The 24,485-nt window shown below is 66.6% G+C and carries 19 protein-coding genes; 8 read left to right on the top strand and 11 right to left on the bottom strand.

Features of this window, described 5'->3' with window-relative positions:
• The first annotated feature begins 46 nt into the window (after positions 1 to 46).
• Positions 47 to 1,216: a Na+/H+ antiporter NhaA gene (gene nhaA, locus ACZLZQ_RS11815; RefSeq protein ID WP_472949523.1), complete on the top strand. Its 1,170-nt coding sequence runs from the start codon at positions 47 to 49 to the stop codon at positions 1,214 to 1,216.
• A 27-nt stretch (positions 1,217 to 1,243) separates the two neighbouring features.
• On the opposite strand, the gene ACZLZQ_RS11810 is transcribed toward nhaA, so the two are convergent.
• The gene (locus ACZLZQ_RS11810; protein ID WP_472949522.1) at positions 1,244 to 2,554 is read right to left on the bottom strand and encodes a cation:proton antiporter; all 1,311 of its coding nucleotides are present in this window, start codon (positions 2,552 to 2,554) and stop codon (positions 1,244 to 1,246) included.
• A 150-nt stretch (positions 2,555 to 2,704) separates the two neighbouring features.
• A complete protein-coding gene (locus ACZLZQ_RS11805) occupies positions 2,705 to 4,609 on the bottom strand; it encodes a potassium transporter Kup (protein WP_472949521.1) in 1,905 nt (634 codons plus the stop codon).
• Positions 4,610 to 5,030: 421 nt separating this feature from the next.
• Between ACZLZQ_RS11805 and opgC the strand changes: the two genes are divergently transcribed.
• Positions 5,031 to 6,215 carry an OpgC domain-containing protein gene (gene opgC, locus ACZLZQ_RS11800; protein WP_472949520.1) on the top strand — a complete coding sequence of 395 codons (1,185 nt, stop codon included), beginning with the start codon at positions 5,031 to 5,033 and terminating at the stop codon, positions 6,213 to 6,215.
• Between the two features lie 38 nt (positions 6,216 to 6,253).
• On the opposite strand, the gene ACZLZQ_RS11795 is transcribed toward opgC, so the two are convergent.
• Both ACZLZQ_RS11795 and ACZLZQ_RS11790 read right to left on the bottom strand, forming a co-directional pair.
• Positions 6,254 to 6,841: an MOSC domain-containing protein gene (locus tag ACZLZQ_RS11795; RefSeq protein WP_472932703.1), complete on the bottom strand. Its 588-nt coding sequence runs from the start codon at positions 6,839 to 6,841 to the stop codon at positions 6,254 to 6,256.
• 8 nt (positions 6,842 to 6,849) lie between these two features.
• Positions 6,850 to 7,494 carry a DedA family protein gene (locus tag ACZLZQ_RS11790; protein WP_472932704.1) on the bottom strand — a complete coding sequence of 215 codons (645 nt, stop codon included), beginning with the start codon at positions 7,492 to 7,494 and terminating at the stop codon, positions 6,850 to 6,852.
• Between the two features lie 126 nt (positions 7,495 to 7,620).
• Between ACZLZQ_RS11790 and ACZLZQ_RS11785 the strand changes: the two genes are divergently transcribed.
• Positions 7,621 to 8,022, top strand: a complete 402-nt coding sequence (locus tag ACZLZQ_RS11785) for a hypothetical protein (RefSeq protein WP_472932705.1) — start codon at positions 7,621 to 7,623, stop codon at positions 8,020 to 8,022.
• A gap of 27 nt (positions 8,023 to 8,049) precedes the next feature.
• Here ACZLZQ_RS11785 and ACZLZQ_RS11780 read toward each other — a convergent pair whose 3' ends face one another.
• The 3 genes from ACZLZQ_RS11780 to ettA form a co-directional block, all read right to left on the bottom strand.
• Complete coding sequence (locus tag ACZLZQ_RS11780) at positions 8,050 to 8,439, bottom strand: response regulator (RefSeq protein ID WP_472932706.1); 390 nt, start codon at positions 8,437 to 8,439, stop codon at positions 8,050 to 8,052.
• Positions 8,420 to 9,919, bottom strand: a complete 1,500-nt coding sequence (locus ACZLZQ_RS11775; protein ID WP_472949519.1) for a sensor histidine kinase — start codon at positions 9,917 to 9,919, stop codon at positions 8,420 to 8,422. The genes ACZLZQ_RS11780 and ACZLZQ_RS11775 overlap by 20 nt, the downstream gene beginning before the upstream one ends.
• 211 nt (positions 9,920 to 10,130) lie before the next feature.
• Entirely contained in the window at positions 10,131 to 11,780 is a 1,650-nt protein-coding gene (gene ettA, locus ACZLZQ_RS11770; protein ID WP_472932709.1) for an energy-dependent translational throttle protein EttA, read from the bottom strand.
• A gap of 245 nt (positions 11,781 to 12,025) precedes the next feature.
• On the opposite strand from ettA, the gene ACZLZQ_RS11765 reads away from it, so the two are divergent.
• The 4 genes from ACZLZQ_RS11765 (at position 12,026) to ACZLZQ_RS11750 (ending at position 16,972) form a co-directional block, all read left to right on the top strand.
• Complete coding sequence (locus tag ACZLZQ_RS11765) at positions 12,026 to 12,994, top strand: ABC transporter substrate-binding protein (protein WP_472949518.1); 969 nt, start codon at positions 12,026 to 12,028, stop codon at positions 12,992 to 12,994.
• A gap of 35 nt (positions 12,995 to 13,029) precedes the next feature.
• On the top strand, positions 13,030 to 14,760 hold the full coding sequence (locus tag ACZLZQ_RS11760; RefSeq protein ID WP_472949517.1) for an ABC transporter permease: 1,731 nt from the start codon (positions 13,030 to 13,032) through the stop codon (positions 14,758 to 14,760).
• 133 nt (positions 14,761 to 14,893) lie between these two features.
• Complete coding sequence (locus tag ACZLZQ_RS11755; RefSeq protein WP_472949516.1) at positions 14,894 to 16,507, top strand: putative bifunctional diguanylate cyclase/phosphodiesterase; 1,614 nt, start codon at positions 14,894 to 14,896, stop codon at positions 16,505 to 16,507.
• A 24-nt stretch (positions 16,508 to 16,531) separates the two neighbouring features.
• Complete coding sequence (locus ACZLZQ_RS11750; RefSeq protein WP_472932715.1) at positions 16,532 to 16,972, top strand: BLUF domain-containing protein; 441 nt, start codon at positions 16,532 to 16,534, stop codon at positions 16,970 to 16,972.
• A gap of 133 nt (positions 16,973 to 17,105) precedes the next feature.
• Here the strand turns inward: ACZLZQ_RS11750 and ACZLZQ_RS11745 are convergent, their stop codons facing one another.
• From ACZLZQ_RS11745 to ACZLZQ_RS11735, 3 genes are all read right to left on the bottom strand, one after another.
• Entirely contained in the window at positions 17,106 to 18,143 is a 1,038-nt protein-coding gene (locus ACZLZQ_RS11745) for an ABC transporter ATP-binding protein (protein ID WP_472949515.1), read from the bottom strand.
• A 79-nt stretch (positions 18,144 to 18,222) separates the two neighbouring features.
• Positions 18,223 to 19,515 (bottom strand): MFS transporter, encoded by a 1,293-nt coding sequence (locus ACZLZQ_RS11740; protein ID WP_472949514.1) that lies wholly within the window; start codon positions 19,513 to 19,515, stop codon positions 18,223 to 18,225.
• A 219-nt stretch (positions 19,516 to 19,734) separates the two neighbouring features.
• Positions 19,735 to 21,366: a sensor domain-containing phosphodiesterase gene (locus ACZLZQ_RS11735; protein ID WP_472949913.1), complete on the bottom strand. Its 1,632-nt coding sequence runs from the start codon at positions 21,364 to 21,366 to the stop codon at positions 19,735 to 19,737.
• Between ACZLZQ_RS11735 and ACZLZQ_RS11730 the strand changes: the two genes are divergently transcribed.
• Complete coding sequence (locus tag ACZLZQ_RS11730) at positions 21,292 to 21,486, top strand: hypothetical protein (RefSeq protein WP_472949933.1); 195 nt, start codon at positions 21,292 to 21,294, stop codon at positions 21,484 to 21,486. The genes ACZLZQ_RS11735 and ACZLZQ_RS11730 overlap by 75 nt on opposite strands.
• Before the next feature lie 376 nt (positions 21,487 to 21,862).
• Here the strand turns inward: ACZLZQ_RS11730 and ACZLZQ_RS11725 are convergent, their stop codons facing one another.
• Positions 21,863 to 24,331 carry a hybrid sensor histidine kinase/response regulator gene (locus ACZLZQ_RS11725; protein ID WP_472949513.1) on the bottom strand — a complete coding sequence of 823 codons (2,469 nt, stop codon included), beginning with the start codon at positions 24,329 to 24,331 and terminating at the stop codon, positions 21,863 to 21,865.
• Between the last annotated feature and the right edge of the window lie 154 nt (positions 24,332 to 24,485).

Genomic DNA, 24,485 nt, shown 5'->3' with positions numbered 1-24,485 from the left:
CTTCTATCTCTCGCACCCGATTAGCCACGCTGCCGCACAGGATCCGATGTCCCACCCCGCCTCTGCCAACCCTTCCTTCATCCGCCGCTTCCTCGCCAGCGAAGCCGCCGGCGGCATCGTTTTGATGGCGGTGGCGGTGCTCGCCCTTGTCATCGCCAACACGCCGGCGGCCTCGGTCTATTTCGGCGTCCTTGAGACCTATGTCGGCGGGCTGTCGGTGCTGCACTGGATCAACGACGCGCTGATGGCGGTGTTCTTCCTGATGGTCGGGCTGGAGATCAAGCGGGAGGTCCTCACCGGCCAGCTCGCTAGCTGGCCGCAGCGCGTGCTGCCGGGCCTTGCGGCGGTCGGCGGCATGGCCGCCCCGGCGCTGGTCTACCTCGCCTTCAATGCTGGATCGCCCGAGACGACCCGCGGCTGGGCCATCCCGGCCGCCACCGACATCGCCTTCGCGCTCGGCGTCCTGTCGCTGCTCGGCCCGCGCGTCCCGCTGTCGCTGAAGGTGTTCCTGGCGGCGCTGGCGATCATCGACGATCTCGGCGCGGTGGTGATCATCGCGCTGTTCTACACGGCCGAACTCAACCTGATGGCGCTCGGCGGTGCTGCCGCCGTCACCATGGTGCTCGCCCTGCTCAACCGCCGGGGCGTCCATGGGCTCTTGCCCTATCTCGTCCTCGGCGTGGCGCTGTGGGTGCTGGTCTTCCTGTCGGGCATCCATGCGACGCTCGCCGGCGTCGTGCTGGCGCTCACCATCCCGCTCGCCGTCGACAAGCGTACCGGCGATTCCACGCTGGTGCGGCTCGAGCACGCAATCCACCCCTATGTCGCCTTCCTGATCGTCCCGATCTTCGGCTTCGCCAATGCCGGCGTCTCCTTCGCCGGCTTCACCCCTTCGGCCCTTCTCGACCCGGTGCCGCTCGGTGTCGCCGGCGGCCTGTTCATCGGCAAGCAGGTCGGCATCGTCGGCGTCGCCTTCGCCGCAGTTCGGCTCGGCATCGCGCGGCTGCCGGAAGGCGCCAGCTGGCGGCAGTTCTACGGCGTTGCCGTGCTCTGCGGCATCGGTTTCACCATGAGCCTGTTCATCGGCCTCCTCGCCTTCCCGACGGACGCGCTGCTGCAAGGCGAGGTCAAACTCGGCGTGATCCTCGGTTCGCTTCTCTCCGGCCTGTTCGGTGCCGCGATACTTCTCTCCGCGCCCTCGCGCCAGCCGGCCTGAGCCCAGCCCCGGCGCTGTAGGAAAAGCTCACGCGCCAGCGCCCGGTCCTTGCAGGCCCGGCGGTCCCGCCTCCCCCGCATCGGGATCGCGGCCGTGCAACCGGTCGAGCCGCCGCATGATCGGCGTCACGCTGAGCCCGTGCAGGAGGATCGACAGGAGGACGACCAGCCCGACGATCGCCCAGAGCCGCTCGCCGCCCTCCACCGGCATCGCGTTCAGCCCGTAGGCGAGATAGTAGAACGAGCCGACGCCGCGAATGCCGAAGAAGGAGAGCGTCAGCTTCTCGCTCCACGCCGCCTTCAGCCCGACGAGGCCGATGAGCCCGGTCAGCGGCCGCACGACGAGGAGGATCAGCACGGCCGCGACGATGTCGGCACCGCGCAGCGGCAGGAGCAGGCCGCTGACCAGCGCGCCACCGAACAGCAGCAGGAGCACCATCATGGCGATCCGCTCGATCTGTTCGGTCAGATCGTGCATGTCGCGCTGAAAGTCGTGGTTGCGGTGCGCGTGGCGGATGGTCAGCGCCGTGACGAAGACGGCGATGAAGCCGTAGGCGTGCACGATCTCGGTGACGCCGTAGGAGACGAAGGTCGCCGCGATCGCGATCAGGCCATCACCGGTTTTGGCAAGCTTGGTCTCGGCCGGAATGCGGAAGGTGAGCCAGCCGAAGACCCGGCCGACCAGCCAGCCGCCCCCGATGCCTGCGACGATTTCCCAGACGACGTTTTCGGTGAACCATTTCAGCGCCCAGGGCTCACCGGTCGAGGCGGCAAGGCCAAGCGCGATGGCAAGGTGCACGAAGGGAAACGCCAGCCCGTCGTTCAGCCCGGCCTCGGAGGTCAGGCCGAAACGCACCTCGTCCTCCTCGCCGGATTTCGGCGGTCCCACCTGCACGTCGGAGGCCAGCACCGGATCGGTCGGCGCGAGCGCGGCGCCGAGGAGCAGCGCGATTGCCAGCGGCAAGCCCATCAGCCAGACGGCGATCCCGGTGATCGCGGCAATGCCGAGCGGCATGGTGATGGCAAGGAGCCGCCACGTCACCGCCCAGCGTCGCCAGCTGAACACCCGGTCGAGCTTCAGCCCCGCCCCCATCAGCGCGATGATCACCACGAATTCGGTGAACCGCTCGCTGATCTCGGGATAGTCCATCGGCATCGGATCGAAGCGGATCTGGGGCAGCGAGAACAGACCTGCGCCGAGGGCAATGCAGACGATCGGCAGCGATAGCGGCAGCCGCTTCAGGGCCAGCGGCAGCCAAGCGACCAGCGCGATCAGAACGCCGAACCCGGTGAGAACAAGGATGTAGGGATCCGGCGACAAGGTGAGCAAATTCGACATACCGCCTAACGAAGACAGGCGATTGTCGATCCCTTGCGCGCAACACGGCGCTCTTCCGGACAGAGCGGGACGCGGCGCAGTCCCAACCGTCGGCGTAAAGCGCGCCACTCAGCAGGTAAACTGGAGGCGAAGAGAGCAGACGTTCGGGCGCTAGATCGCGAACTGCTGCCCGAGCTCGACAACGCGGTTCGCCGGCAGCCGGTAGAAGCCGGTGGCATCGGCCGCCGATCGCGCCATGGCGATGTAGATGCGGTCCTGCCAGACCGGCATGCCGTAGCTCGCCGTCGCCTTGAACGAACGCCGCGACAGGAAGAACGAGGTCGACATGATCTCGAACTTCAGCCCCTTCTTCTTGGCCAGCGCCAGCGCCTTCGGCACGTTCGGCTCCTCCGAATAGCCGAAAGTGAGGATGATCCGGGTGAAGCTGTCGCGCATCTCGACGATCACGAGCCGGTCCTCGTCGCTGACCCGCGGCACGTTGGCGGTGCGAACGGTCACGACGACGTTCTTCTCGTGCAGAACGGCGTTGTGCTTGAGATTATGGAGAAGTGCCGAGGGCGCCATCTCCGGATCGGACGTCAGGTAGATCGCCGTGCCGCGGGCGACATGCGGCTGCGACTTCCCCAGCATCGCCAGGAGGTCGTCGAGCGGCACGCTCTCGCGGTGCGCCTTGTCGTAGACGATGCGCGTGCCGCGGATCCACGTCCACATCAGGAAGGCGAGGATGGCGGCAAAGCCAAGCGGCACGTAGCCCCCGTCCAGAACCTTGAGAAGATTCGAGCCGAGGAAGACGCATTCGAGCACCATCAGCGGCACGAGCACGGCAACGACCAGCGCCAGCGGCCACTTCCAGACCTTCCAGAACACCACGAAGGCCAAGGTGGAGGTGATCACCATGTCGCCGGTCACCGCGATGCCGTAGGCGCTGGCGAGGCCGCTGGACGACTTGAAGGCGACCACCAGCAGGAGGACGACGATGAGGAGATACCAGTTGACCCGCGAGATGTAGATCTGGCCGAACTGGGTCTCGGACGTGTGGGTGATCTTCAGCCGCGGCAGAAGGCCGAGCAGCATCGCCTGCTGCGTCACCGAGAAGGCGCCGGTGATCACCGCCTGGCTGGCGATGACGGTGGCGACGGTGGCAAGGCACACCAGCGGCAGCACCCCCCAGTCGGGGGCGAGCAGGAAGAACGGGTTCTCGATCGCGCCGGGCTGGCTGAGGATCAGTGCGCCTTGCCCGAGATAGTTCAGCGCCAGTGCCGGGAACACCACGAAGGACCAGGCGACGCGGATCGGGAAGCGGCCGAAATGACCCATGTCGGCATAGAGCGCCTCTGCGCCCGTGACGGCGAGAAACACCGATCCGAGCACCGCGAGGGCGATGAAGCCGTGATCGAGGATAAAGCTGACGGCATAGGCGGGGTTGAGGGCGTAGACGATGTCCGGCCGATCGCCGATATGCGAGAGCCCGAGCCCCGCCATGACCGCGAACCAGACCAGCGTGATCGGGCCGAACCAGCGGGCCACGCTGCCGGTGCCGCGGCTCTGGATCGCGAAGAGGCCGATGAGGATCGCCATGGTGATCGGCAGGACGTAATCCTCGAAGCCGGGCGCCACGAGCTTCAGGCCCTCAACCGCCGACAGAACCGAGATCGCCGGCGTGATCACCGCATCGCCGTAGAACAGCGAGGCACCGCAGACGCCGATCGCCAGCAGGAACGGTTTTCGTCCCATCGCCCGGATCGCCAATGCCAGCAGCGACAGCGTGCCGCCCTCGCCCTGGTTGTCGGCCCGGAGGATCAGCACGACGTATTTCAGCGTGACGATCAGCGTCAGCGTCCACAAGAGCAGCGACACGACGCCGAACACCTCGCTCTCGCTGAAGCCGCCGGCGGAGGCGTGCGTCAGCGCCTCGCGTAGCGCGTAGAGCGGGCTGGTGCCGATATCGCCGTAGACGACGCCGATCGACCCGATCAGGAGGGTCTTGAAACTGGCGCCGTGCGTGCCCGTGTCACCGTGAACGGGATCGCCCTTCGACATCTCTGTTGCCGTCATCGAGGAAGTCTTCCTGGCGCCGTGCGCTCGCCCCACGCACTGGGGCCTTACGGGGATGTGGTCACACCGACGTTTCGACAGCAATCAAGCAAGGACGAACTGGGCAATTCGTTCGTTGAATACTCCCGGCCTCAAAGGAGTGCAAGCCGCCGGCAAGGCAGCCCGGGTTGCCGAATGGCGGCATTATCATCAGCCCCGTGCGGGTCGAGGAAAGGGCGAAGCAAGTGCCGATCCAATGAGCCCCGATGCTGTTCAGAAGCCGACATAATGCAGCGGCATTGCCTCCTCAAGAAAGCCAAGTGACATTTAGCCAGTCAACAATATACTCACTGTTTCTTATCAGATAGCCGGCAAGCAGTAGCTGTTAGTTTAACAATCTGATGTCTATTAAAGTCTTCGGCCCTAGGGTGGAGAGACGGCCTTGCTTCGGATTCATGCGATCGACACGATACGCGGACTGTGCCTGATCAACATCTTCGTCGGCCATATCGGATTGGGCGTCTTCCATCTGATGTCGCCGTCCGGAATCCTGCTCATAGATTGTTCTGATATCTTCGTTTTTAATGCCGGCGTCTGCACTTCGCTCAGCTATTGCTGCCGTCCGAGCCTGTCCTTGCGGCAGATCCTATCTTGCAACTGGGCGCGAGCGGCGAAACTTTACTGCGCGAACGTTCTGCTCATCGCGATCTCGGCAGTGATCCTCGCGGTTTCGGCGGCGATCGCCCCCCCGGACATGCTGGCCAACTGGCCCCAGGCCATCGCAGACGAGTCCGGCGCCCCCCGCTACCTCTGGCACCTGATATCCCTGCAGCAATCCATCGGCTTTTCCATGGTGCTGCGGCTCTACGTCTTCCTGTCGGTGGTGGCGCCCGCCCTCATCTGGTGCAGCCTGCGCCGCTGGTGGCTGCCGCTGGTGCCGGCAGCCCTGGTCTGGGCCCTTGCGGGACATTTCGCGCTGGTCTTGCCCAACAGCCTGTCCGGCGAGCCGCTGTCGATGACGATGCTGCCCTGGACCTTCGTCTTTGCCGCGGGAACGGCGCTCGGGGCCGCCATCGTCGGAAAGGTCCCGATGCCGAGGATGCCGTTGGTCGACGGTCTCGCGATCGGCCTGCTGGTGGGGTCCGTGCTGTCGATCGCGGTGGTCGCGCATATCCTGCCGGACCTTCAGGACTGGTACCGCACCCGCAACGACTTCTTCTGGACAGGCGGCAGCAAGACACTGCAATCGCCGCTGCGCGTCCTCTCGCTCTTCGCGCTGGTCTGGGTGTTCCTGCGCTTCCCGCACGCGCCCGTCCTCAGGCTGCTGCATGAGGCAGGGCCGGACGCGCTGCTCAGCCGCCTTGGCCGCCGCCCGCTGCCGGTCTTCTGCTACGGCGCCGTCTTCTCGCTCCTCATCGACCAGGTGCTCAGGCTCCTGATCGCCACCGGCCGCATCACCCCAACCTCGCCGCCCTCGGTGCTGGTCGAGGCCATCGGCATCGCCGCCGGCCTTGCATTCCTGCGGTGGATCGCGCTGCGTCCCACGGTCACGGCAAAGCCAAGGCGGAGCAGCGCCGCCGACGCCGCAATGGAGGGGGCATTCCCCTCTGTCGCCTTGCGGACCTGACGCGGCGACGTGGCCGAGTGCTGCGGCAAGGCGCTGGGTCAGGCGACCGGGTAAATCCACTGGTCGGGGATGACGGCCTCGAACGCGTCGCCTTCTGCCACCCGGCCCGGCTTCTCGACCCAGGCGACGAGACCGCGCCGGTTCCGGGCCGCCTTGACGAAGCTGGCCTCGATCCCGGGATGCCCCTCGACATGCCGGGCGATGCCGCGGCCGGCGAGCTTGCAGGGATGGTTGTCGCCGTCGACCTTCAGCGTGAGCCCGCTGGCAAAGAACAGGAGGGTGCGCGGCGGCAGATGGGTGAGGTTCGCAATGCCCTCGATCAGCATGTTGCCGCCGATCCATTCCGGCTTCAGCTCGGGCAGTTCGAGCGCCTCGGCCGTGGCCTGGAGCTCATCCACCGCCAGCAGCGAGAGCTGGCGCTCGTTGCGAATTTCGGTGCCGCGCTTGTACCAAGGCTCGCGGCCACCGGTGCGCCGGGTCAGGCCGCCATGGGCGTCGCCCTCGATCCCTGCAAAACCGAGGTCCAGCGCCGTCACGGCGGTGGTGACGAAATCTTCCAGGCCGGCCCGGTAGAGGCCGGCGATGCGACCACCGATCCGGCGGCCCTTGATGCGCTCGATGCTCATGGCGGGCCTCAATCGTGCCGGTGGGGATGTTCATCGGAGCGCAGGTCGACCCGGCGGCTGCTCGGCTTGAAGGTGACGAGGCGGTAGAGGTAGAGCAGCACCACGGCGATCACCACGGCATTGGAGACCGGGCCGACATAGGCCTCGATGTCGTGGAAGTTCTGCCCGAGATAGTAGCCGGCCAGCGCCAGGAACGCCGTCCAGACCACGGTGCCGACCGACGACACCGCCATGAACAGCGCGAACGGCATGCGCGACAGGCCGGCCGGCACCGAGATCAAAGTGCGCACCGTCGGCACCAGACGGCCGAAAGACACCGCCCAGTAGCCGTATTTTCGAAACCAGCGGTCGGCCGCCTCGACATCCTCGGCGGTCATCGTCATCCAGCGGCCGTAGCGGTCGGCGAGCCGGATGATCCGCTCCTCGCCGAAAGCGTAGCCGATGTAGTACCAGGGGATGATGCCGAGGAGCGAGCCGATCGAGCCGGCGACGATGACGGTGATGATCGACATCTCGCCGGTCGCCGCCTTGTAGCCCGCCAGCGACATGATGATCTCGGACGGGATCGGCGGGAAGACGTTTTCGAGGAACATCAGAAGGGCAATGCCGAAAGGCCCGAAACTGTTCATCAGGTCCTGGATGAAGACGTCCATGCGATCGGTCCGTTCGGTAGCAGCGGCCGGGGACGTTCCCGCGGCAGGGGTCGTGGCCCATAGGCCTCTTCGCCCGTTCCTCTACAAACCTTGCCCGCCCTGACGCAAGGTGCCATCGTCATCGTCATGGCGACCGGACTTCAGACCTTCGACGCTTTTTCCTGGGCGAGCCTCCTCAAAGGCTGGCCGACGCTGGTGATCGACCGTCGAACCGAGCGCGGCCGGAGCAATGCCGCAGCGCTGGAGGAGGCCGGCGCGCTGGCGACCTTCGCGCCTGGCCAGGCGGTCGGCATGGACCGGCTGCGGGACGGCGGCTACCGGCTCGTGGTCCTGGCGCTCGACGGGGACGAGGCGGTTGGCGAAAGGATCGCGGCGGTTCTCGCAAACCTTGGCGGCGCACTGGTTGTTCTCGCCGAGCCCGGCCGCCACGCGGCTTTGCGCGGAGCTCTTCCGTCGGCCCGGATCGCCGGTCACGGGATGGGCGAGCGTGATCTCGTGCTGTTCATCACCGGAAGCGCCGACGAGTAGACGACGGGCCGGGCGCAGACGCTGGATTCAGGCGGTGGAGACGGCGATGAGCACGGTCTTCTCGACCTCGGCCCAGGTGTATGGCTTCTGCAGGATCTGACAGGCCTGCCATTCCGCCTCGACGCCGGCGCGGCCATAGCCGGTGGCGAAGATCATCGGAATGCCCCGCTCCCGAAGCCGCTCGGCGACAGGATAGACCTTGTCGCCGCCGATGTTGACGTCGAGGATGGCGACATCCACATCGGGGTCGCCTTCCAGCATTTCAAGAGCCCGCTTGACGCGCATGGCGAGGCCGACGAGCTCGCAGCCGACGTCGAGCAACATATCCTCAAGCTGCATGGCGACGAGGCTCTCGTCCTCGACGACGAAGACTTTCAGCCCCCGAAGCGCTGGTGGATTAGTGCGGGGTACCTGCAAAGCCCTCGACCTCCTTCATGCCGACCTCGAAACTGCAGAAAAGACCTTCAGGCCGGAGGTCGTGCACCAGCCTGCCGTCGAGCTCGCCCTCGATGATCCGCCGCAGCATCCGCGTGCCGAAGCCGCTGCGCAGCGGCGCCTCGGAAGCAACAAGGCCGGTTTCCCGCCACTCCACCTTCAACGTCCGCTCGTCGCTGGACGTGGTGCCTTGCCAGTCGACCTGCAACCCCCCGGTCTCGCCGGACAAGGCGCCGAAACGGGCGGCATTGGTCGCCAGCTCGTGGAAAACCATGGCCAGCGCGATCGCCGCCTTGGGGTTCAGATCGACCTCCGGACCCGCCAGGCGTACCCGGCTGGTGTCGAAGGCCGCCAGTTCCTGGACGAGCAACGCCGACAGCGCCACGGTATGCCACAGGCGCTCGCTCAGCACGTCATGGGCGCGCGACAAGGCGATGATCCGCGCCTCGAACGCTTGTCGCGATGCCTCGGTCTCAGTGCCGCGAAAGCTCTGGCGGGCGATCGACTGGACGGTGGAGAGCGTGTTCTTCACCCGGTGGTTCAGCTCGTCGACCATCAGGCGCTGGCGGTGCAGCGAGCGGAAATGCTCGGTCCGGTCCATGCCCTGGAAGAAGATGCCGGTCACCGCGCCCGTCATGTCGTGGATCGGATGGAAGGAGAAGTCGAGGAAGACCTCCTGCAGCCGCTCCTGGCCCCTCTGCCGCAAAAGGATGCGCTGGCCTTCCGCCAGATGCGGACCGCCGCCCCCGAAGACACCTTGAAGAATATCGAAGAAGCCCTGTTCCCCAATCTCGGGGAACACATCGCGGATCGACAGTCCGATCAGCGGGCGGTCGCCGACATAGCGCTGATAGGCCTCGTTGGCGAAGGTGAAGATGTGGTCACGACCGCGCATCACGGCGATCAGCGAGGGCGAGCTCTGGAACATGCGCTGGAAATCGGCGCTGTCGGAAAGGCTGGCGCGGTAGGCGACCTCGGCTTCCTGCGCGCGCTGCAGCAGCTCGACCGCTCCCGATCGCGGCCGGAACGGCAAGGTCGCGGCCGCCTGCAACGCAACGATATCGGTAACGTCGGCCGTGTTCTGCAGCACGTAGGCGACCTCGCCCTCCGCATCCATCAGGGGCGTATGGATCGCCGTCCAGTAACGGAGGTCGAAGCCGCCACCCTCAGATTCAGGCCGCGGAATCTCATAGGGAATGTAGGCGATGGTGTCGCTCTCGCCTGTCCGCAGCACCCGCGCCAGCGACTCCCGGAGAAGGTCGCCGCTCTGGCCGTCGTTCGGGAAAAGCTCGAACAGCTTGCCCCCGATCAGTTCGGCACGGGAGCGCTTGGTGACCCGCTCGTAGGCAGCATTGACCGCGACGAAGGTGAGACCGCGGTCCACCACCATATGCGGGCTCGGAAGCGCCCTGAAGAGGTACTCGAAGTCGACGGCGTTCAACAAGGGCGGATGCTTTGCCATGGCACGCGCGGGCGCGCGCAATTGCTCGATACGCAAGTTATAGGCGAGAAGCCTCAACAAACAGCGCATTTGAAATGGCCCGGCAGAAAGTGATCACGCTTTTCGGGTAGCCAGGAGTCCCAGCGCTCGCCGGCGCTGGCGTCCGGCGACCCGGCGGCGCGGCCGGTCGCAATCCCGGCCCGCCCCCTTGCGGGAGCGGGCCGGACGGAGATCAGCGCGTCAGGCGCTTGTAGGTCGGGCGCTTGGGGTTGGCGGCATCGGGGCCGAGGCGGCGGATCTTGTCCTGCTCGTAGTCCTGGAAGTTGCCCTCGAACCACTCGACGTGGCTGTCGCCCTCAAAGGCGAGGATATGGGTCGCCAGCCGGTCGAGGAACATGCGGTCATGGCTGATGACCACGGCGCAGCCGGCGTATTCCTCCAGTGCGTCCTCCAAAGCCGTCAGCGTCTCGGTGTCTAGATCGTTGGTCGGCTCGTCGAGGAGGATGACGTTCGAGCTCGACTTCAACATCTTGGCGAGGTGCACGCGGTTGCGCTGGCCGCCCGAGAGCGTCCCGACCTTCTGCTGCTGGTCGGTACCCTTGAAGTTGAAGTTGCCGACATAGGCACGGGAGTTCATCTCGAACTTGCCGAGCTTCAGGATGTCGCTGCCGCCGGAGATCTCCTCCCAGACGTTCTTGTCCGGCGCCAGGCTGTCGCGGCTCTGGTCGACATAGCCGAGCTTCACCGTGTCGCCGATCGCGATCTTGCCGGAATCGGGCTGCTCTTGGCCGGTGATCATGCGGAACAGCGTCGTCTTGCCGGCGCCGTTCGGGCCGATGATGCCGACGATGCCGCCGGCCGGCAGCCGGAACGACAGGTTCTCGATCAGCACCCGGTCGCCATAGCTTTTGGTGACGTTCTCGATCTCGATGACGCGGTTGCCGAGGCGCTCGCCGGCCGGGATGACGATCTTGCCGTCCGCCGGCTTGCGGTTCTCCGAGGCCTCGACGAGGTCGGAATAGGCTTGGATACGGGCCTTCGACTTGGTCTGCCGGGCCTTCGCGCCTTGCTGGATCCACTCGCGTTCGCGGCTGATGGCGCGCGAACGGGCGTCGTCCTCGCGGCCTTCCTGCAGCATGCGCTTCTGCTTCTTCTCCAGATAGACCGAGTAGTTGCCCTCGTAGGGAACGCCGCGGCCGCGGTCGAGCTCGAGGATCCAGCCGGTGACGTTGTCGAGGAAGTAGCGATCATGCGTCACCATCAAGACGGAGCCGGTGTATTCGCGCAGATGCTTTTCCAGCCAAGCGATGGTCTCGGCGTCGAGATGGTTGGTCGGCTCGTCGAGGAGCAGGATGTCCGGCTTCGACAGGAGCAGCTGGCAGAGCGCGACGCGGCGCCGCTCGCCGCCGGAGAGGTCGGTGACGGCCGAGTCCTTCGGCGGGCAGCGCAGCGCTTCCATCGCCATCTCGACCTGCGGCTCGAGATCCCAGAGGTTCTGTGCGTCGATCTCGTCCTGGAGACGGGCGCCCTCGTCGGCGGTCTCGTCGGAATAGTTCATCATCAGTTCGTTGTAGCGATCGAGGATCGCCTGCTTGTCGGCAACGCCCAGCATGACGTTCTCGAACACCGTCTTGGTCTCGTCGAGCTTCGGCTCCTGCGGGAGGTAACCGACCTTGGCGCCCTCGGCGGCCCAAGCCTCGCCGGTATAGTCGGTGTCGGTGCCGGCCATGATCTTGAGGAGCGTCGACTTGCCCGAGCCGTTCGGCCCGAGAATGCCGATCTTCGCGTCGGGATAGAAGGACAGGTGGATGTCCTCCAGCACCTTCTTGGTGCCGTAGGATTTTTTCAGGCCGGACATGTGATAGATGAACTGGCGTGCCATGACGGGCGCGTCTCCAAATTCGAAGCGTCGGAAATTTGCGCCACACGTAAGCCATGCCGGCCGGATGAGCAAGAATATCGGTAGGCCTGCAGCGATCACCGCACCGACATTGCCGTCTCTCCACCGCGCCTATTTGCACCTGTGAACGCGTCCTGCACGGGCGCCGGCACTCTTCTTTCCGTCATTCAACCGTTACACCGCGCCGCTATGCGACACGTTCGCCGTCAACGACCGCCGAGGATCTCATGCGCTCCATCATCACCGCCTGCCTGCTGCTCGCCTCTGCCCCGGCCTTCGCCGCCGACGGCACGCTGGTGCTCTACACCAGCCAGCCCAATACAGACGCGCAGCAGACCGCGGACGCCTTCATGGCCGACAACCCCGGCGTCAAGGTCGAGTGGGTGCGTGACGGCACGCCGAAGATCATGGCGAAGCTCCGGGCCGAGATCGAGGCCGGCTCGCCGCAGCCCGACCTCCTGCTGATCGCCGACGTCGTCACCATGGAAGGCCTGAAGAAGGAAGGGCGGCTGATGGCCTATCCGCAAGCCGACCTCTCCGCCTTCGAAGGCGCGCAGTCGGATCCGGACAAGACCTATTTCTCGACCAAGCTGATCACCACCGGCATCGTCTACAACACCAAGGCGCCCTTCGTGCCCAAGAGCTGGGCCGACCTCGAAAAGCCGGAGGCCAAGGGCCTCGTCGCCCTGCCGAGCCCCCTCACCTCGGGCGCCGCGCTGATCCACACCGTCACCCTCACCGAGAACCTCCCTGACGGCTGGGGCTATTACGAGAAGCTCGGCGCCAACGGCGCGCAGGCGGCCGGCGGCAATGGCGACGTGCTGAAGGCGGTCAGCGGCGGCGACAAGCTGTTCGGCATGATCGTCGACTACATGCCGATCCGCGAGAAGGCGAAGGGCGCGCCGGTCGAGTTCGTCTTCCCGGCCGAGGGCGTCTCGGCCGTGACCGAGCCGGTGGCGATCCTCTCGACCGCGAAGAACCCCGAGGCCGCGAAAGCCTTCGTCGATTTCCTCCTGTCGGAGAAGGGCCAGGCGCTCGCGTCCAGCCAGGGTTACATCCCGGCCCGCGCCGGCGTCGCCTTGCCGGCCGGCTATCCCGAGCGTTCGGCGATCAAGGTGCTGCCGTTCGATGCCGCGACGGCGGTCGCCAACGAGACCGCCAACAAGGAGAAGTTCTCCGAGGCCATGGCGCAGTAGGCTGAGTCCCATCGCATGACAGCGATCCGCAGCGCATGACGTTCAGTTCTGCCGGCACGCCGGGAGTGAAGCGTGTTGCAAGAATTCCGGCGGGAACGATCCCCGGCGGAGTTCTTGCGCCGCTGCTGGTGTTCGCCTTGATCCTCGCCCTCGGCGCCGTGCCGATGGGCCGGATCCTCTACGCCGCCCTCGCCCCCGCCGGCGCATTCGACCCGGCGGGCTTCCTCGCGCGGCTCGGCAAGGCGTCGGCCTTGCGCGCCACCTGGCACACGCTGGATACCGCGACCTTCGGCGCGGCGATCGCGCTGGTGCTCGGCGCGGGATTTGCGGTGCTGGTGGCAATGACCGACCTGCCCGGCCGCAAGCCTTTCGGCTTTCTCGTGCTGCTGCCGCTGATGATCGCGCCGCAAGTGACGGCGCTCGCCTTCCTGCACCTCCTCGGTCCCTCCAGCGCGCTCCTCGGGGCGCTCGGCCTTGCGCCGCCGCCGGGCACGCCCAACCCGCTGCTCGGCCGCACCGGCATCATCCTCCTCTACGGCGTCCAGCACGCGCCGATCGTCTTCGTGACGCTGCGGGCCGGCCTTGCCCGCGTGCCGCGCGACCTGACGGAGGCGGCGCGGATCTCCGGCGCCGGCCCGGTCCGCGTACTTCTGACCATCGTCCTGCCGGCCGTCCGGCCTTATCTCGCCGCCGCCGCCGCGCTCGCTTTCGTCTCCGGCGTCGGCAATTTCGGGATTCCCGCCCTTCTCGGCCTGCCCGTCAACTATTTGACGCTGGCGACGCTGATCTACCAGAAGCTGTCGAGCTTCGGCCCGAGCGTCCTGCCGGAGGTCGCCGCGCTCTCGGTGGCGATCGGCCTGCTGGCGCTCGCCGGCGTCGGCCTGCAGGGCCTCGCGCTCCGCCAGGCGCGCCACCGCCTCGGCATCGGCACGCCGGCGCGGTTCGCGCTGGGGCGCTGGCGCTGGCCGGTGGCGGCGCTCGCCTGGGGCACGGTCGGCGCCATCCTGATTCTGCCGGCACTGGCGCTCACGGCGACCGCCCTGGTACCGACCGTCGGCGTGCCGCTGACAGCGAACACCGTGACGCTCGGCAATTTCCGCGAGGTGCTGTTCCAGCAGGCCTCGACCTTGCGCGCCTTCCGCAACTCCCTGCTGTTGGCCGGCCTAGCTGCGGTGATCCTCGCCGCCCTCGCGATCCCCGTCGTCATCGTCACCGCCCGTTTCGGCCAGCGGGCGCGGCGCCTGCTGCTCGGCTCGCTGGAACTCGCCTATGCCGTGCCCGGCATCGTCCTCGCCATCGCCTGCATTCTCCTGTTCCTGCGGCCGTTGCCGCTGGTCGGCAGCCTCTATGGTACCGCGGCGATCATCCTCGTCGCCTACCTCATGCGCTTCGCCACGCTCGCGCTGCAGCCGGTCACCGCCTCGATCGGCCAGATCTCCGGCGATCTGTCGGAGGCCGCCGCCGTCGCCGGCGCGGGACCGCTCCGCCGCGCCGTGACGATCACCGCGCCGCTTGCCCTCCCCGCCGCCGTCGCCGGCGCGCTCCTCGTCTTCATGAGCGCCTTCAACGAGCTGACGGTCTCGGCATTGCTCTGGTCCGGCGGCAACGAGACGCTCGGCGTCGTCCTGTTCAGCCTGGAGGAAGCGGGTCTCGCGACCCACGCGGCGGCGATCGCGGTCCTTACCGTCGGCGCCGTCGTGGTGCTGCTGGCGATCCTCGACCGGCTGGCGCGGCGCCTGCCGGCCGGCGTCCTGCCCTGGCGCTGAGGCGGCGCGCTCGAAGGCCGGCAGCGACGGCGGCGATATTCTGCCAATTCTGCCAAATTCCAAAGCCAGAATTTCACGATTATTAGCACCCTACCGGTAGAGTGCCGCCACCTGTCCGGGGGTGGAGCCTCTCATGAACATGCAGTCCGCCGGCTCAGCCCGGAATCTCACGGTTCCCAGCTACGAGCATATCCTCCAGTGCTTGGCGGATCCGGTCCTAGCGATCGATGGCAACAGCGTCGTGCTCTATGCCAATGCAGCGGCCGAAAGCGTTTTCGGGGATTGGATCGTCGGCCTCAGCCTCCGCGACCTGCTTCCGAGCGTTACCTTGTCGGCGCCCAATCTGCTGATGGAGACAACGCAGCGGCTGACCACGAAAAAGGACATGCCCTTCGAGGTCCGGTTCACGCCGCTCGGCAACGGCCAACTCGTCGTATCGCTTCGGTCGCCTCTTATGGCGGAGGCCGCCACCACGTCCGTCGAGGTCGACGACCTGACGGGGCTCGTCAAGCGCCGCAACCTGTTGTCGCAGCTGTCAGGCGCCCTTGCGCGTGACGCCACCGAGGCGCCCTTTGCGGTTCACTGCCTTGACCTCGATCGCTTCAAGATCGTCAACGACACCCTCGGCCACGCGGTGGGAGACCTGCTCCTGCGGAAGGTCGCTTCGCGGATTACCAGCGCCTGTCGCAAGGGCGACGTCGTCGCCCGCATTGGCGGCGACGAGTTCGTTGTCCTTCAGCATGGCGTCCGGGACGAAGACGATGCGGTGAAGCTCGCCACGCGGCTCGTCGATCTCGTCGGGCGGACCTATGTGCTGAACGGCCACACCGTGAACATTGGGGTCAGCGTCGGGACCACCCTGCGCGGCGGCCTGACCCAGGCGCGCGACGTGCTGCGCAACGGCGACCTCGCGCTCTACGAGGCCAAGCGCGCCGGGCGCGGCCGCTTTCGCCTGTTCCAGCCGGGGATGGACGCCCTGCTGCACGAGCGCCGGGAACTGGAGATCGACCTGCGCCGGGCACTTGCCCTCAAACAGTTCGAGTTGCACTATCAGCCCTTCCTCGACCTCACGAGCAACGACGTAATCGGCTTCGAGGCGCTGCAGCGCTGGCGGCATCCGGTCCGCGGCAATGTCCCGCCGCTCAGCTTCATCGCGCTCGCCGAGGAAACCGGCCTGATCGTTAAAATCGGCGAGTGGGTTCTAAGGACAGCCTGCCTCGAGGCCGCGACCTGGCCAAAAGAGTTGATCGTCGCGGTCAACGTGTCGCCGCTGCAGTTCAAGGCCGACACCTTGCTTGCCACAGTGTCCTCTGCCCTCGCCGGCGCCAGCCTGCCGGCGCACCGTCTGGAGCTCGAGATCACCGAGGGGGCGCTGCTCGACGATACGGACAATGTGCTGGAGACGCTGACGGCGCTTCGGCAGCTCGGGGTGACGGTCTCGATGGACGATTTCGGCACCGGCTACTCGTCGCTGAGTTATCTTCAGAAATTCCCCTTCGACAAGATCAAGATTGACCGTTCCTTCATCTCCAGAACCAATCCCGACAGCGCGGCAATCCTGCGCGCCGTCGCGGGCCTCGGCACGAGCCTCGGCATGACGATCACCGCCGAGGGCGTCGAGACGGCCGAACAGCTGACGCGCATCCGGGGCGAGAACTGCACCCAGGTCCAGGGCTACCTGACGGGACGCCCGATGGCCGCCGACGCCATCGGCGGTTTCCTCGCGCGACCGCCCGTCCAAGACTGACCGCGAACCGGAAGGAGCCTTCGCATGAGCACCGCCATCCACCGCCTCGTCTATTACAGCCACAACCACATTGCCGGCGACGAAGCGGCCTTCGAGGCCAGTGTCGCCGACATTCTGGCAAGAAGCCGCGAGAACAACCTGCGCGACGGCATTACCGGCGCCTTGATGTTCAACGCCGGCTGCTTCGCGCAGGTGCTCGAAGGGCCGCTCGAACAGATCGAGGCTGCCTTCGAGCGGATCCAGCAGGACGACCGCCATGGCGACGTCTCGCTGCTCGCCGTCGAGGAGATACCCGCGCGCAATTTCCCGAACTGGGCGATGGGCTTCGTCGGGAGCTCAGCCGTCGATGCCACGCGCTTCGCGGCGATCGGCGCGGGCAGCGGCTTCAACCTCTCCAGCCTCAGCGGCGACGAGATCCACGTGCTGCTGCGCGACCTGACGATCACCGAGGAAAAGGCCGCCTGATAGGGCGTGCTCTGCGGCCTTTGCGGGCGCTTTAAGGCCAACGAGATCGCCTGAAGCCAAAGCGAAGACGGTGGGCCTCGGTTTCTGAAAACTGCAACTCAGCCTTTGCCGCGTGGCCAGCCAACGCCAGTGCTCAGTCCGGCACGACCCAGGCATCGGCGACGGCGACATGCACGAGCGCCCCGCGGGTGAGCGGGACCGCGCTGTCGAGCGACAGCCGCTCGCCCGTCTCGGTCCGCAACTGCACCTCGTGCACAGCACCGCGGTAGATGGAGGACACCACCGTCGCCGGCAGTCCGCTGTCGGCGAGCTGCAAGGCTTCCGGGCGCAGCAAGACGGTGACGGGCCCGCCGGACACCGCCACCTTGCCGGAGATACGGGCGGCGATCTCGGTGCCGCCAATCCGCACGGCGTCCTTGCCGGCGATGCCTTCGCCCGTCACGAGCGAGCCGCGGCCGACGAAGCGGGCCACCGCCCGGTCGGCGGGGCAGCGGTAGATCGTTGCGGGATCGGCCGCCTGCAGGATGCGGCCGGCCTGCATCACCACCACCCGGTCGGCCAGCGCCAGCGCCTCCGACTGGTCGTGCGTGACGTAGACCATGGTCGCCCCCGTCCGTTCGTGGATCTCGCGGAACGCCTCGGCCATCGACGCGCGCAGGTGCATGTCGAGATTGGCGAGCGGCTCGTCGAACAGGATCACCTTCGAGTCCGCGACGAGGCAGCGGGCGAGCGCCACGCGCTGGCGCTGGCCGCCGGACAGTTCCTCGATCCGCCGGTCGCCGAAGCCGGCGAGCCCGACCGTCTCCAGCACGGCGTCGCGGCGCCGCGCGATCTCCGGCTTGTCGACCCGGCGCGTCTTCAGGGGATAGGCGACGTTCTCGCCGACGCTCATGTGCGGCCACAGCGCATAGGACTGGAAGACCACGCCGACGCCCCGCTCCTCCGGCGGCGCCTGGCGCTTGGGATCGGCGACCCGCACGCCGCCGATGTCGATCGTGCCCGCATCCGGCGCCTCGAAGCCGGCGATCAGCCGCAGCAGCGTGGTCTTGCCGCAGCCCGACGCGCCAAGCAGCGCGGTGAAGGAGCCGCTGGCGAAGTCCAGCGAGATGTCGCTGAGCGCCGGCGTCGCGCCGAAACGCTTGCCGACCCCGGCAATGCTGATGGTGGTCATGTCGTCTCCCGATGCGTCCCGCCCCGTAGGGCCGGAAGATGACGGCCGCATGACGGTCGCCCGGCGCTTCCGGTAATGGTCAGGCGGCCTGCGGCGCCGGGCTGATCCGCTCGGCCCGGTCGGGATCGATGAGCAGCGAGATCCCCGCCGCCGCCAGGGCCGTCAGGCCTGCGATCAGGAAGGCCGACTCGTAGCTGCCTTGCGCCTCGCGCATGAAGCCGCCGAAATAGGCGGCGCTCGCCGCCCCCAGCTGGTGGCCTGCGACGATCCAGCCGAACACCAGCGGCCCCGCGCGGTCACCGAAGCTCTCATTGGCGAGGCGCAGCGTCGGCGGCACGGTGGCGATCCAGTCGAGCCCGTAGAGCACCGCGAAGACGCTGAGGCTCAGCACCGAGAAGTCGGAGAACGGCAGGAAGATCAGCGAGAGGCCGCGCACGCCGTAATAGACGAAGAGCAGCTTGCGCGGGTCGTAGCGGTCGGTGAGCCAGCCCGACAGCGTCGTGCCGATGAGGTCGAAGGCGCCCATCGCGGCGAGGAACCCCGCCGCCTTGACCTCGGTGATCCCCATGTCGCCGCAGAACGAGATGAGATGCGTGCCGACGAGGCCATTGGTGGTGAAGCCGCAGACGAAGAAGGTGGCGAAGAGGTACCAGAAGACGCGGGTCGTGGCGGCCTTCTTCAGCGTCGCGAAGGTCGCGGCGAGGAAGTTGCCGGTGGCCGCGGCGATCGGCGGTTCGGCTTCTTCCGCGCCGAAGCGGGTGAGGCCAATCGAGGCCGGTCGCTCGGGTACCAGAAAGAACACCAGCGGCAGCAAGGCGGCACAGGCGCAAGCGACGGTGATCACCACCGGCTGCCAGCCGCCGCCTTGTGCCAGCATGGCGAGGAACGGCAGGAAGACCAGCATGCCGGTGGCGCTGCTCGCCGACATCAGCCCCATCACCAGGCCGCGGTTGGTCTTGAACCAGCGGTTGACGATGGTTGCCCCGAGGACGCTGGCGACCGCGCCGGTGCCGAGACCCGACATCACGCCCCAGGTCGCAATGAGGTGCCAGGGCTCGGTCATCCAAAGGCTCAGCACCGAAGAGCCGGCCATCAGCGACAGCGCGAGCAGCAACACCCGGCGAAGGCCGAAACGCTCCATCGCCGCGGCCGCGAAGGGACCGGCGAGACCGTAGAGGAAGATGCCGATGGCGGCCGCCAGCGAGATCGTGTCGCGGCCCCAGCCAAACGCATTCTCCAGCGGCAGCATCATCACCGATGGCGATGAGCGGAGGCCAGCGGAAATCAGCAGCGCCAGGAAGATGACGCCTACCACCACGAACGCGTAGCGCTGGCCGAAACGCCGGGTGAGGCTGGTGCTGGTACTCATCATGTCGGCATCCCGTCGCACGCCCCCGTGCCGAGCTACCAATGATTCAGCAAGACTTGTCAACGGGCCGCGGCGAAGGCCCCGCGAGAACCGCCTGAACAGCGGTCGTCTCAAGCCCCCTGGAGCATGCCGCGGAACATTTCACCGGTCAGTCGTCGGACATCCCTCCACATGCACGGACCTCGGCTGCTTGTCACCGCCGGGGCATTGGGCGGCTAGACCTCAGAGCACCAGTTCCTCGCGCTCGGCGAACCAGGCGCGGATGGCCGCGGGCAGCATCGGCCGTCCGTAGAAGTACCCTTGCGCCTCGTCGCAGCCGGCGTCGCGAAGAAAATCGCGCGCCCTTGTGTCCTCGATCCCTTCCGCCACCACCCGGTAGCCGAGATCGTGCGAGAGGCTGATCATCGCCCGGACCAGCGTTTTCGCCTTCTCGTCGGTCGCGGTGTCGATGAGGAAGGAGCGGTCGATCTTCACGACATCGACTGGGAGCTTCTGGAGATAGGAGAGGCTGCTGTACCCCGTGCCGAAGTCGTCGATCGCCAGGCTAAACCCCATCGCCGACAGCGTCTTCAGCTTTGCCAGACCCTTGCCGGATTCCTGCATGACGGTGCCTTCGGTCAACTCGAGTTCGATCGCCTCCGCCGGCACGTCATGGCGCAACATCGCCCCCTGCAGCATGCGGACGAACGCGCCGTCCTCGACATCCCTGGCCGAGATGTTGATCGACATTCGCAACCGCGAGCCCTCAGCCCGCCACTTTGCCATCTCAGCGAACGCCGCCTCGACTACCCAGTCCGTCAGCGACCGCATGTGCGACGTGCGTTCGATGATGGGCAGGAATTCCGCCGGCGAGATCAGTCCATGCAACGGGTGCGTCCAGCGCACCAGCGCCTCGACCCCGACGCCATATCCCGACCGCAGATCGATCCGCGGCTGGTAGACCAGATGCAGCTGACCGTCCGCAATGGCGCTCTTGAACTCACGCAGAATCCAGTAGCGGCGGGCATTGGCGTCGTCGTCGGCCTTCGAATAGAACTGCACCGCGTCGCCCAGCGCGCGGGCCGCCTGCGCTGCCGAATGCGCCCGCCGCAGCGCTTCCCGAGGCCCGATGTCGCCGAGCGCGAAGCCCGCGACGCCCAGCCGGGGGCTGAGCAGGAACCGCGACTCCAGCGTCTCGTGGTTCACCTTCGTCCGGTTGCGCAGGATCACCTCATACTCTGTCGCCCCGATGCCCGGCGGCGCGAGGAAGGCGAACTGCGTCGCCCCCACATGGTAGAGCGAGCGATCCGGCCCGATGATCGAGCGAATGGTTTCTGCGGCGGCCTGGATGACTTCGTCGAAGTAGCGCGAACCCATCACCTGCGCCGCCTGGTCCATCTCGTCGGAACCGGCGATCTCGACGAGGACGACCATCCGCTCCTCACCGGGACACTCGCGCGCCGTATCCTCGACATCGTCGAGAAACTGGTTGCGGTTCGGGATGCCGCTGATGGGATCAACGCGTCCCCTGGTGACCTGCATCTCGACCTGCGACATGGCGAGGCTGGCCAAGTCGACGAGCGATGTAAGCTGGGCCGGCGTCGCTTCCCGTGGCTCAAATCCGAACACGCAGAGAGTGCCGATCGCCTTGCCCTGGTGCGTGATCAACGGTGCGCCGGCGTAGAAGCGCATGTCGTAGAGTTTGACGACGGGGCAGCAGGCGTACCGCTCCTCCGCCTGCAGGTCGCAAAAACTCATGACCTCGCCGCTGGCCGTGACATCGGCGCAAGGCGAACCCTCTTGGCTCGTCCCGCCGAATTCAAACCCGATATGGCGCGCGAACCAGATGTGATGCTTTTCTGGAAGCACGATCATGGCCGTGACGGCTTTGAAAAGCTCCGCCGCCAGACGGGTGACCCGGTCCAGACCCTCATTCGGTTTGCTCGTCATCGCGGCAAGCCTCGTCAGCGCGCCAAGATTCGAGATCTCGCTTAATGTCGACATGATGTCCTTGGGATCTGCGTCATGGCCGGTCTATGGCGGCGCAGATGTAAAGCAACCCCATACTTCAACTAAAGTTCCGCTTAGGCAGGTGGCGCATTGAGACCTCTGCTGCCTTAACATTCGTCGGGTGAAGACGAGTACAGGCGGTAGCGGTTCGACCGGAGCATTCGAAAATTACCACCGAAATATTACCGGACTGCGTTGCAGTAGCACCGGCGGGTGGCGGCATCGCGAATCCGGCAGCACGGCGGGACGGCGGGACGGCGGGACGGCGGGACGGACGATCTCTCAATCGCAGCCGGTGTCACTGGGAAATCGAAACTTGCATCAGCCGTTTGCCCAACCGCTCTGTACAACCCTCGACACCTCAGGCAGCCGAAGCGTCGGGGCGAGCGAGACCGGCCAGCCGCTGGCCGAGTTCGGCCTGGCGGAAAGGCTTGGTCAGCCGCGGCAGGTCATCGGCGGCTCCCCCGGAATCGCCATAGCCTGACACCAGCAGCACCGGAAGCCGCGGCCACTCCGCCTTGATCTTACGGGCCAACTCCACACCAGTCATGCCCGGCATCAGATGATCGGTGACGACAATGTCGATCACCTCGCCATTGCGCAACACCATTTCCGCCTCGTGTCCGGTTCCCGCCTCAACCGTGTCGTAGCCGAGTTCCTCCAGCATGGTGCAGGTCGCCATCCGGACGAACTCCTCGTCGTCGACGACCAGCGCCCGCCCCCGCTTGCGATGGTCGTTGGCGACGGGACCCAGCACCTCGACCTCTGTGACATCCATGCCGCTCACCGGCAGGAAGAGATCGATGCGGGTGCCGAGCCCCGGCTTGGAGTCGATTTTCAAGGCGCCGCCGAGCTGGGCTGCGAGCCCATGCACCATCGACAGGCCGAGTCCCGTTCCCTTGCCGATGCCCTTGGTCGAATAGAACGGCTCGATCGCCCGCTTCATCGTCTCCGCGTCCATGCCGGTGCCGGAGTCGGCGACCGACAGCCTGATGTAGCGTCCGGCGGCCAGAATTTCGCCGCCATTGCCGGAGGCTTCCGCCAGCTCGGTAACATCAGCGGAGACATTCAGCGTGCCGCCGGTCGGCATGGCATCCCGGGCGTTTACGCAAAGGTTCAAAAGCGCCATCTCCAGCTGGTTGGAATCGGCGAGCGCCGGCGGCAGGTCGTCGGCAACCTCCACCGACAGCCGGATCTGCGGCCCCGACGTGCTGGCGACCAGCCCGGCCATGCCCCGCACCACCAGCGCCACATCCACCGGCTCGGCGGTCAGTGGCTGGCGCCGGGCAAAGGCCAGAAGCCGCTGCACCAGGAGCTTGGCCCGCTCGGCCGACTGCAGCGCCCCCTCGATCATCCGCCGCTCGCGCTCGGTGCCCGTGCCGCGCCGCGACAGCATGTCGAGGCTGCCGATGATCGGCGTCAGGAGATTGTTGAAGTCGTGCGCCACGCCGCCGGTCAACTGACCCATCGCGTCCATCTTCTGGCTCTGGCGCAGCGCCGCCTGCACCAACTCGCGCTCGGTGACGGCCGCCTCGACGCGCTGTTCCAGCGTGGCGTTGACCTGCTGCAGCTGCAGTTCCGTCTGCCGGCGTTGGCTGATATCGTTGAAGAGGATGCCGACATGCCGGCCTTTCGCGGTCTCGATCGGAAAGGCATGGACGTCGAACCAGCGGTCGCCGAGCGGCTTGGCCCGGTTCTCGAAGCGGATCGAACGCCCCGTCAGGACGACGTCGCCGATGAGATCGAACCAGTGCCGCTCCTGATCAGGCAAGAGTTCGCTAACCCATCGTCCGCGGGCATCGGAGATGCCGGTATGGCTGGCGAAGGCCTCGTTCACCTCGAGAAAGCGATAGTCGATGGGAATGGCATCGGCGTCGAAGCGCAACTCGACAATGCAGAAGCCGGCATCGATCGAGTCGAAGAGAATGCGGTAGCGGTCCTCGCTGAGCAGCGTCGCGGCCTCGGCACGCTCGATCCGCTCCGCGTTCAGCCGGCCAAGCTCGAGCGCCTGCTGCCGAAGGCGATCTTCGAGAACGGCGAGATGGCCTGCCTCGAGCTCGGCCTTCTCACGCCTCTCCCGATCGAGTTCGGCGCGGATCCGGCCATCGCGCACGATCAGCCAACAGAGGGGCGCGGTCGTCAGCACCACCAGCAGCGCCATCGCCGTCTGGTCTTCCAGCAGCTGGTTGTTGGCCGCCTGCAGCAGCGCCCAGCAGATCGCCGCTGGCATCAAGGTCAAGAGAAGCCGCCGGCGGGTCGACTGCCCGGACGCGCCGCGGGCTCCGATCGTGGCAGCCCAGCCACCGGTCTCGCGGCCGAGGATCGCGCCCATTGCCAGCAGAAAGACCGCCAGCGCCGTGTTCGGTGCAATCTTCTGAAGCCAGGGAAGCGTATAAAGGTCCGCCACGCCGTAGGCATAGCCCGCCAGCACGACGCTGGAGATGAACAAGGCAGCGGCGGCGAGCGGGTCACCCAAACGCGGACGCTCGCGTAAGGCCGGCAGCATCGCCAACGCCATTAGAGCGATCGACACCGCCGCGCCCGCCGACGTCCGACTGGGCCCCGCCGCGGGCCCACCCCACGCTCTCGCGAAGGCCGACGTGACGCGATCGTCGCCGAGAAGGATGCGGCTCGCCAGCAGCATGACCGCAAAGACAAGACCGAGCGCGGCCAGCGCCGTCGCGGTTCGTCGCTGACCTTGCGCGAGACCGGCCAGCGCCACGAGCGTCAGCGCACTGGCTGTCAGCGGCGACATCGGTGCCACCCCAGGGTTCAGCCGGTACAGCCAGATGACATCGAAAACATGCCCGGCCAGTCCCAGCGATGACATCCCCAGCGCCGCGAGCAGACAGCCGATGGAGAACCGCCGGGCAAACCTGGAAGACGTCAGTAGATCCGACTGCGAATGCCCTGCCATGATCAAGCCCACCCCGGTCGACAACCGCCGCCCTGCACGCTGCAGCAGAGCCCGAATCAGCCTTTCT

The organism is Mesocryomonas lacus (assembly GCF_055730105.2).
Note: the sequence above shows the minus strand (reverse complement) of the source record. Positions and strands in the feature narration are given on the sequence as shown.

Excerpts from the sequence above, each read along its gene's own strand:
- ACZLZQ_RS11790 (WP_472932704.1), bottom strand. The coding sequence starts at position 7,494 with ATGGACGTCTTCATCCAGGACCTGATGAACAGTTTCGGGCCTTTCGGC.
- ACZLZQ_RS11725 (WP_472949513.1), bottom strand. The coding sequence starts at position 24,331 with ATGTCATCGCTGGGACTGGCCGGGCATGTTTTCGATGTCATCTGGCTG.
- ACZLZQ_RS11775 (WP_472949519.1), bottom strand. The coding sequence starts at position 9,919 with ATGGCAAAGCATCCGCCCTTGTTGAACGCCGTCGACTTCGAGTACCTC.
- ACZLZQ_RS11805 (WP_472949521.1), bottom strand. The coding sequence starts at position 4,609 with ATGACGGCAACAGAGATGTCGAAGGGCGATCCCGTTCACGGTGACACG.
- ACZLZQ_RS11795 (WP_472932703.1), bottom strand. The coding sequence starts at position 6,841 with ATGAGCATCGAGCGCATCAAGGGCCGCCGGATCGGTGGTCGCATCGCC.
- ettA (WP_472932709.1), bottom strand. The coding sequence starts at position 11,780 with ATGGCACGCCAGTTCATCTATCACATGTCCGGCCTGAAAAAATCCTAC.
- ACZLZQ_RS11755 (WP_472949516.1), top strand. The coding sequence starts at position 14,894 with ATGAACATGCAGTCCGCCGGCTCAGCCCGGAATCTCACGGTTCCCAGC.
- ACZLZQ_RS11810 (WP_472949522.1), bottom strand. The coding sequence starts at position 2,554 with ATGTCGAATTTGCTCACCTTGTCGCCGGATCCCTACATCCTTGTTCTC.
- ACZLZQ_RS11735 (WP_472949913.1), bottom strand. The coding sequence starts at position 21,366 with ATGATCGTGCTTCCAGAAAAGCATCACATCTGGTTCGCGCGCCATATC.
- ACZLZQ_RS11745 (WP_472949515.1), bottom strand. The coding sequence starts at position 18,143 with ATGACCACCATCAGCATTGCCGGGGTCGGCAAGCGTTTCGGCGCGACG.
- ACZLZQ_RS11785 (WP_472932705.1), top strand. The coding sequence starts at position 7,621 with ATGGCGACCGGACTTCAGACCTTCGACGCTTTTTCCTGGGCGAGCCTC.
- nhaA (WP_472949523.1), top strand. The coding sequence starts at position 47 with ATGTCCCACCCCGCCTCTGCCAACCCTTCCTTCATCCGCCGCTTCCTC.
- ACZLZQ_RS11760 (WP_472949517.1), top strand. The coding sequence starts at position 13,030 with ATGACGTTCAGTTCTGCCGGCACGCCGGGAGTGAAGCGTGTTGCAAGA.
- ACZLZQ_RS11750 (WP_472932715.1), top strand. The coding sequence starts at position 16,532 with ATGAGCACCGCCATCCACCGCCTCGTCTATTACAGCCACAACCACATT.
- ACZLZQ_RS11765 (WP_472949518.1), top strand. The coding sequence starts at position 12,026 with ATGCGCTCCATCATCACCGCCTGCCTGCTGCTCGCCTCTGCCCCGGCC.
- ACZLZQ_RS11740 (WP_472949514.1), bottom strand. The coding sequence starts at position 19,515 with ATGATGAGTACCAGCACCAGCCTCACCCGGCGTTTCGGCCAGCGCTAC.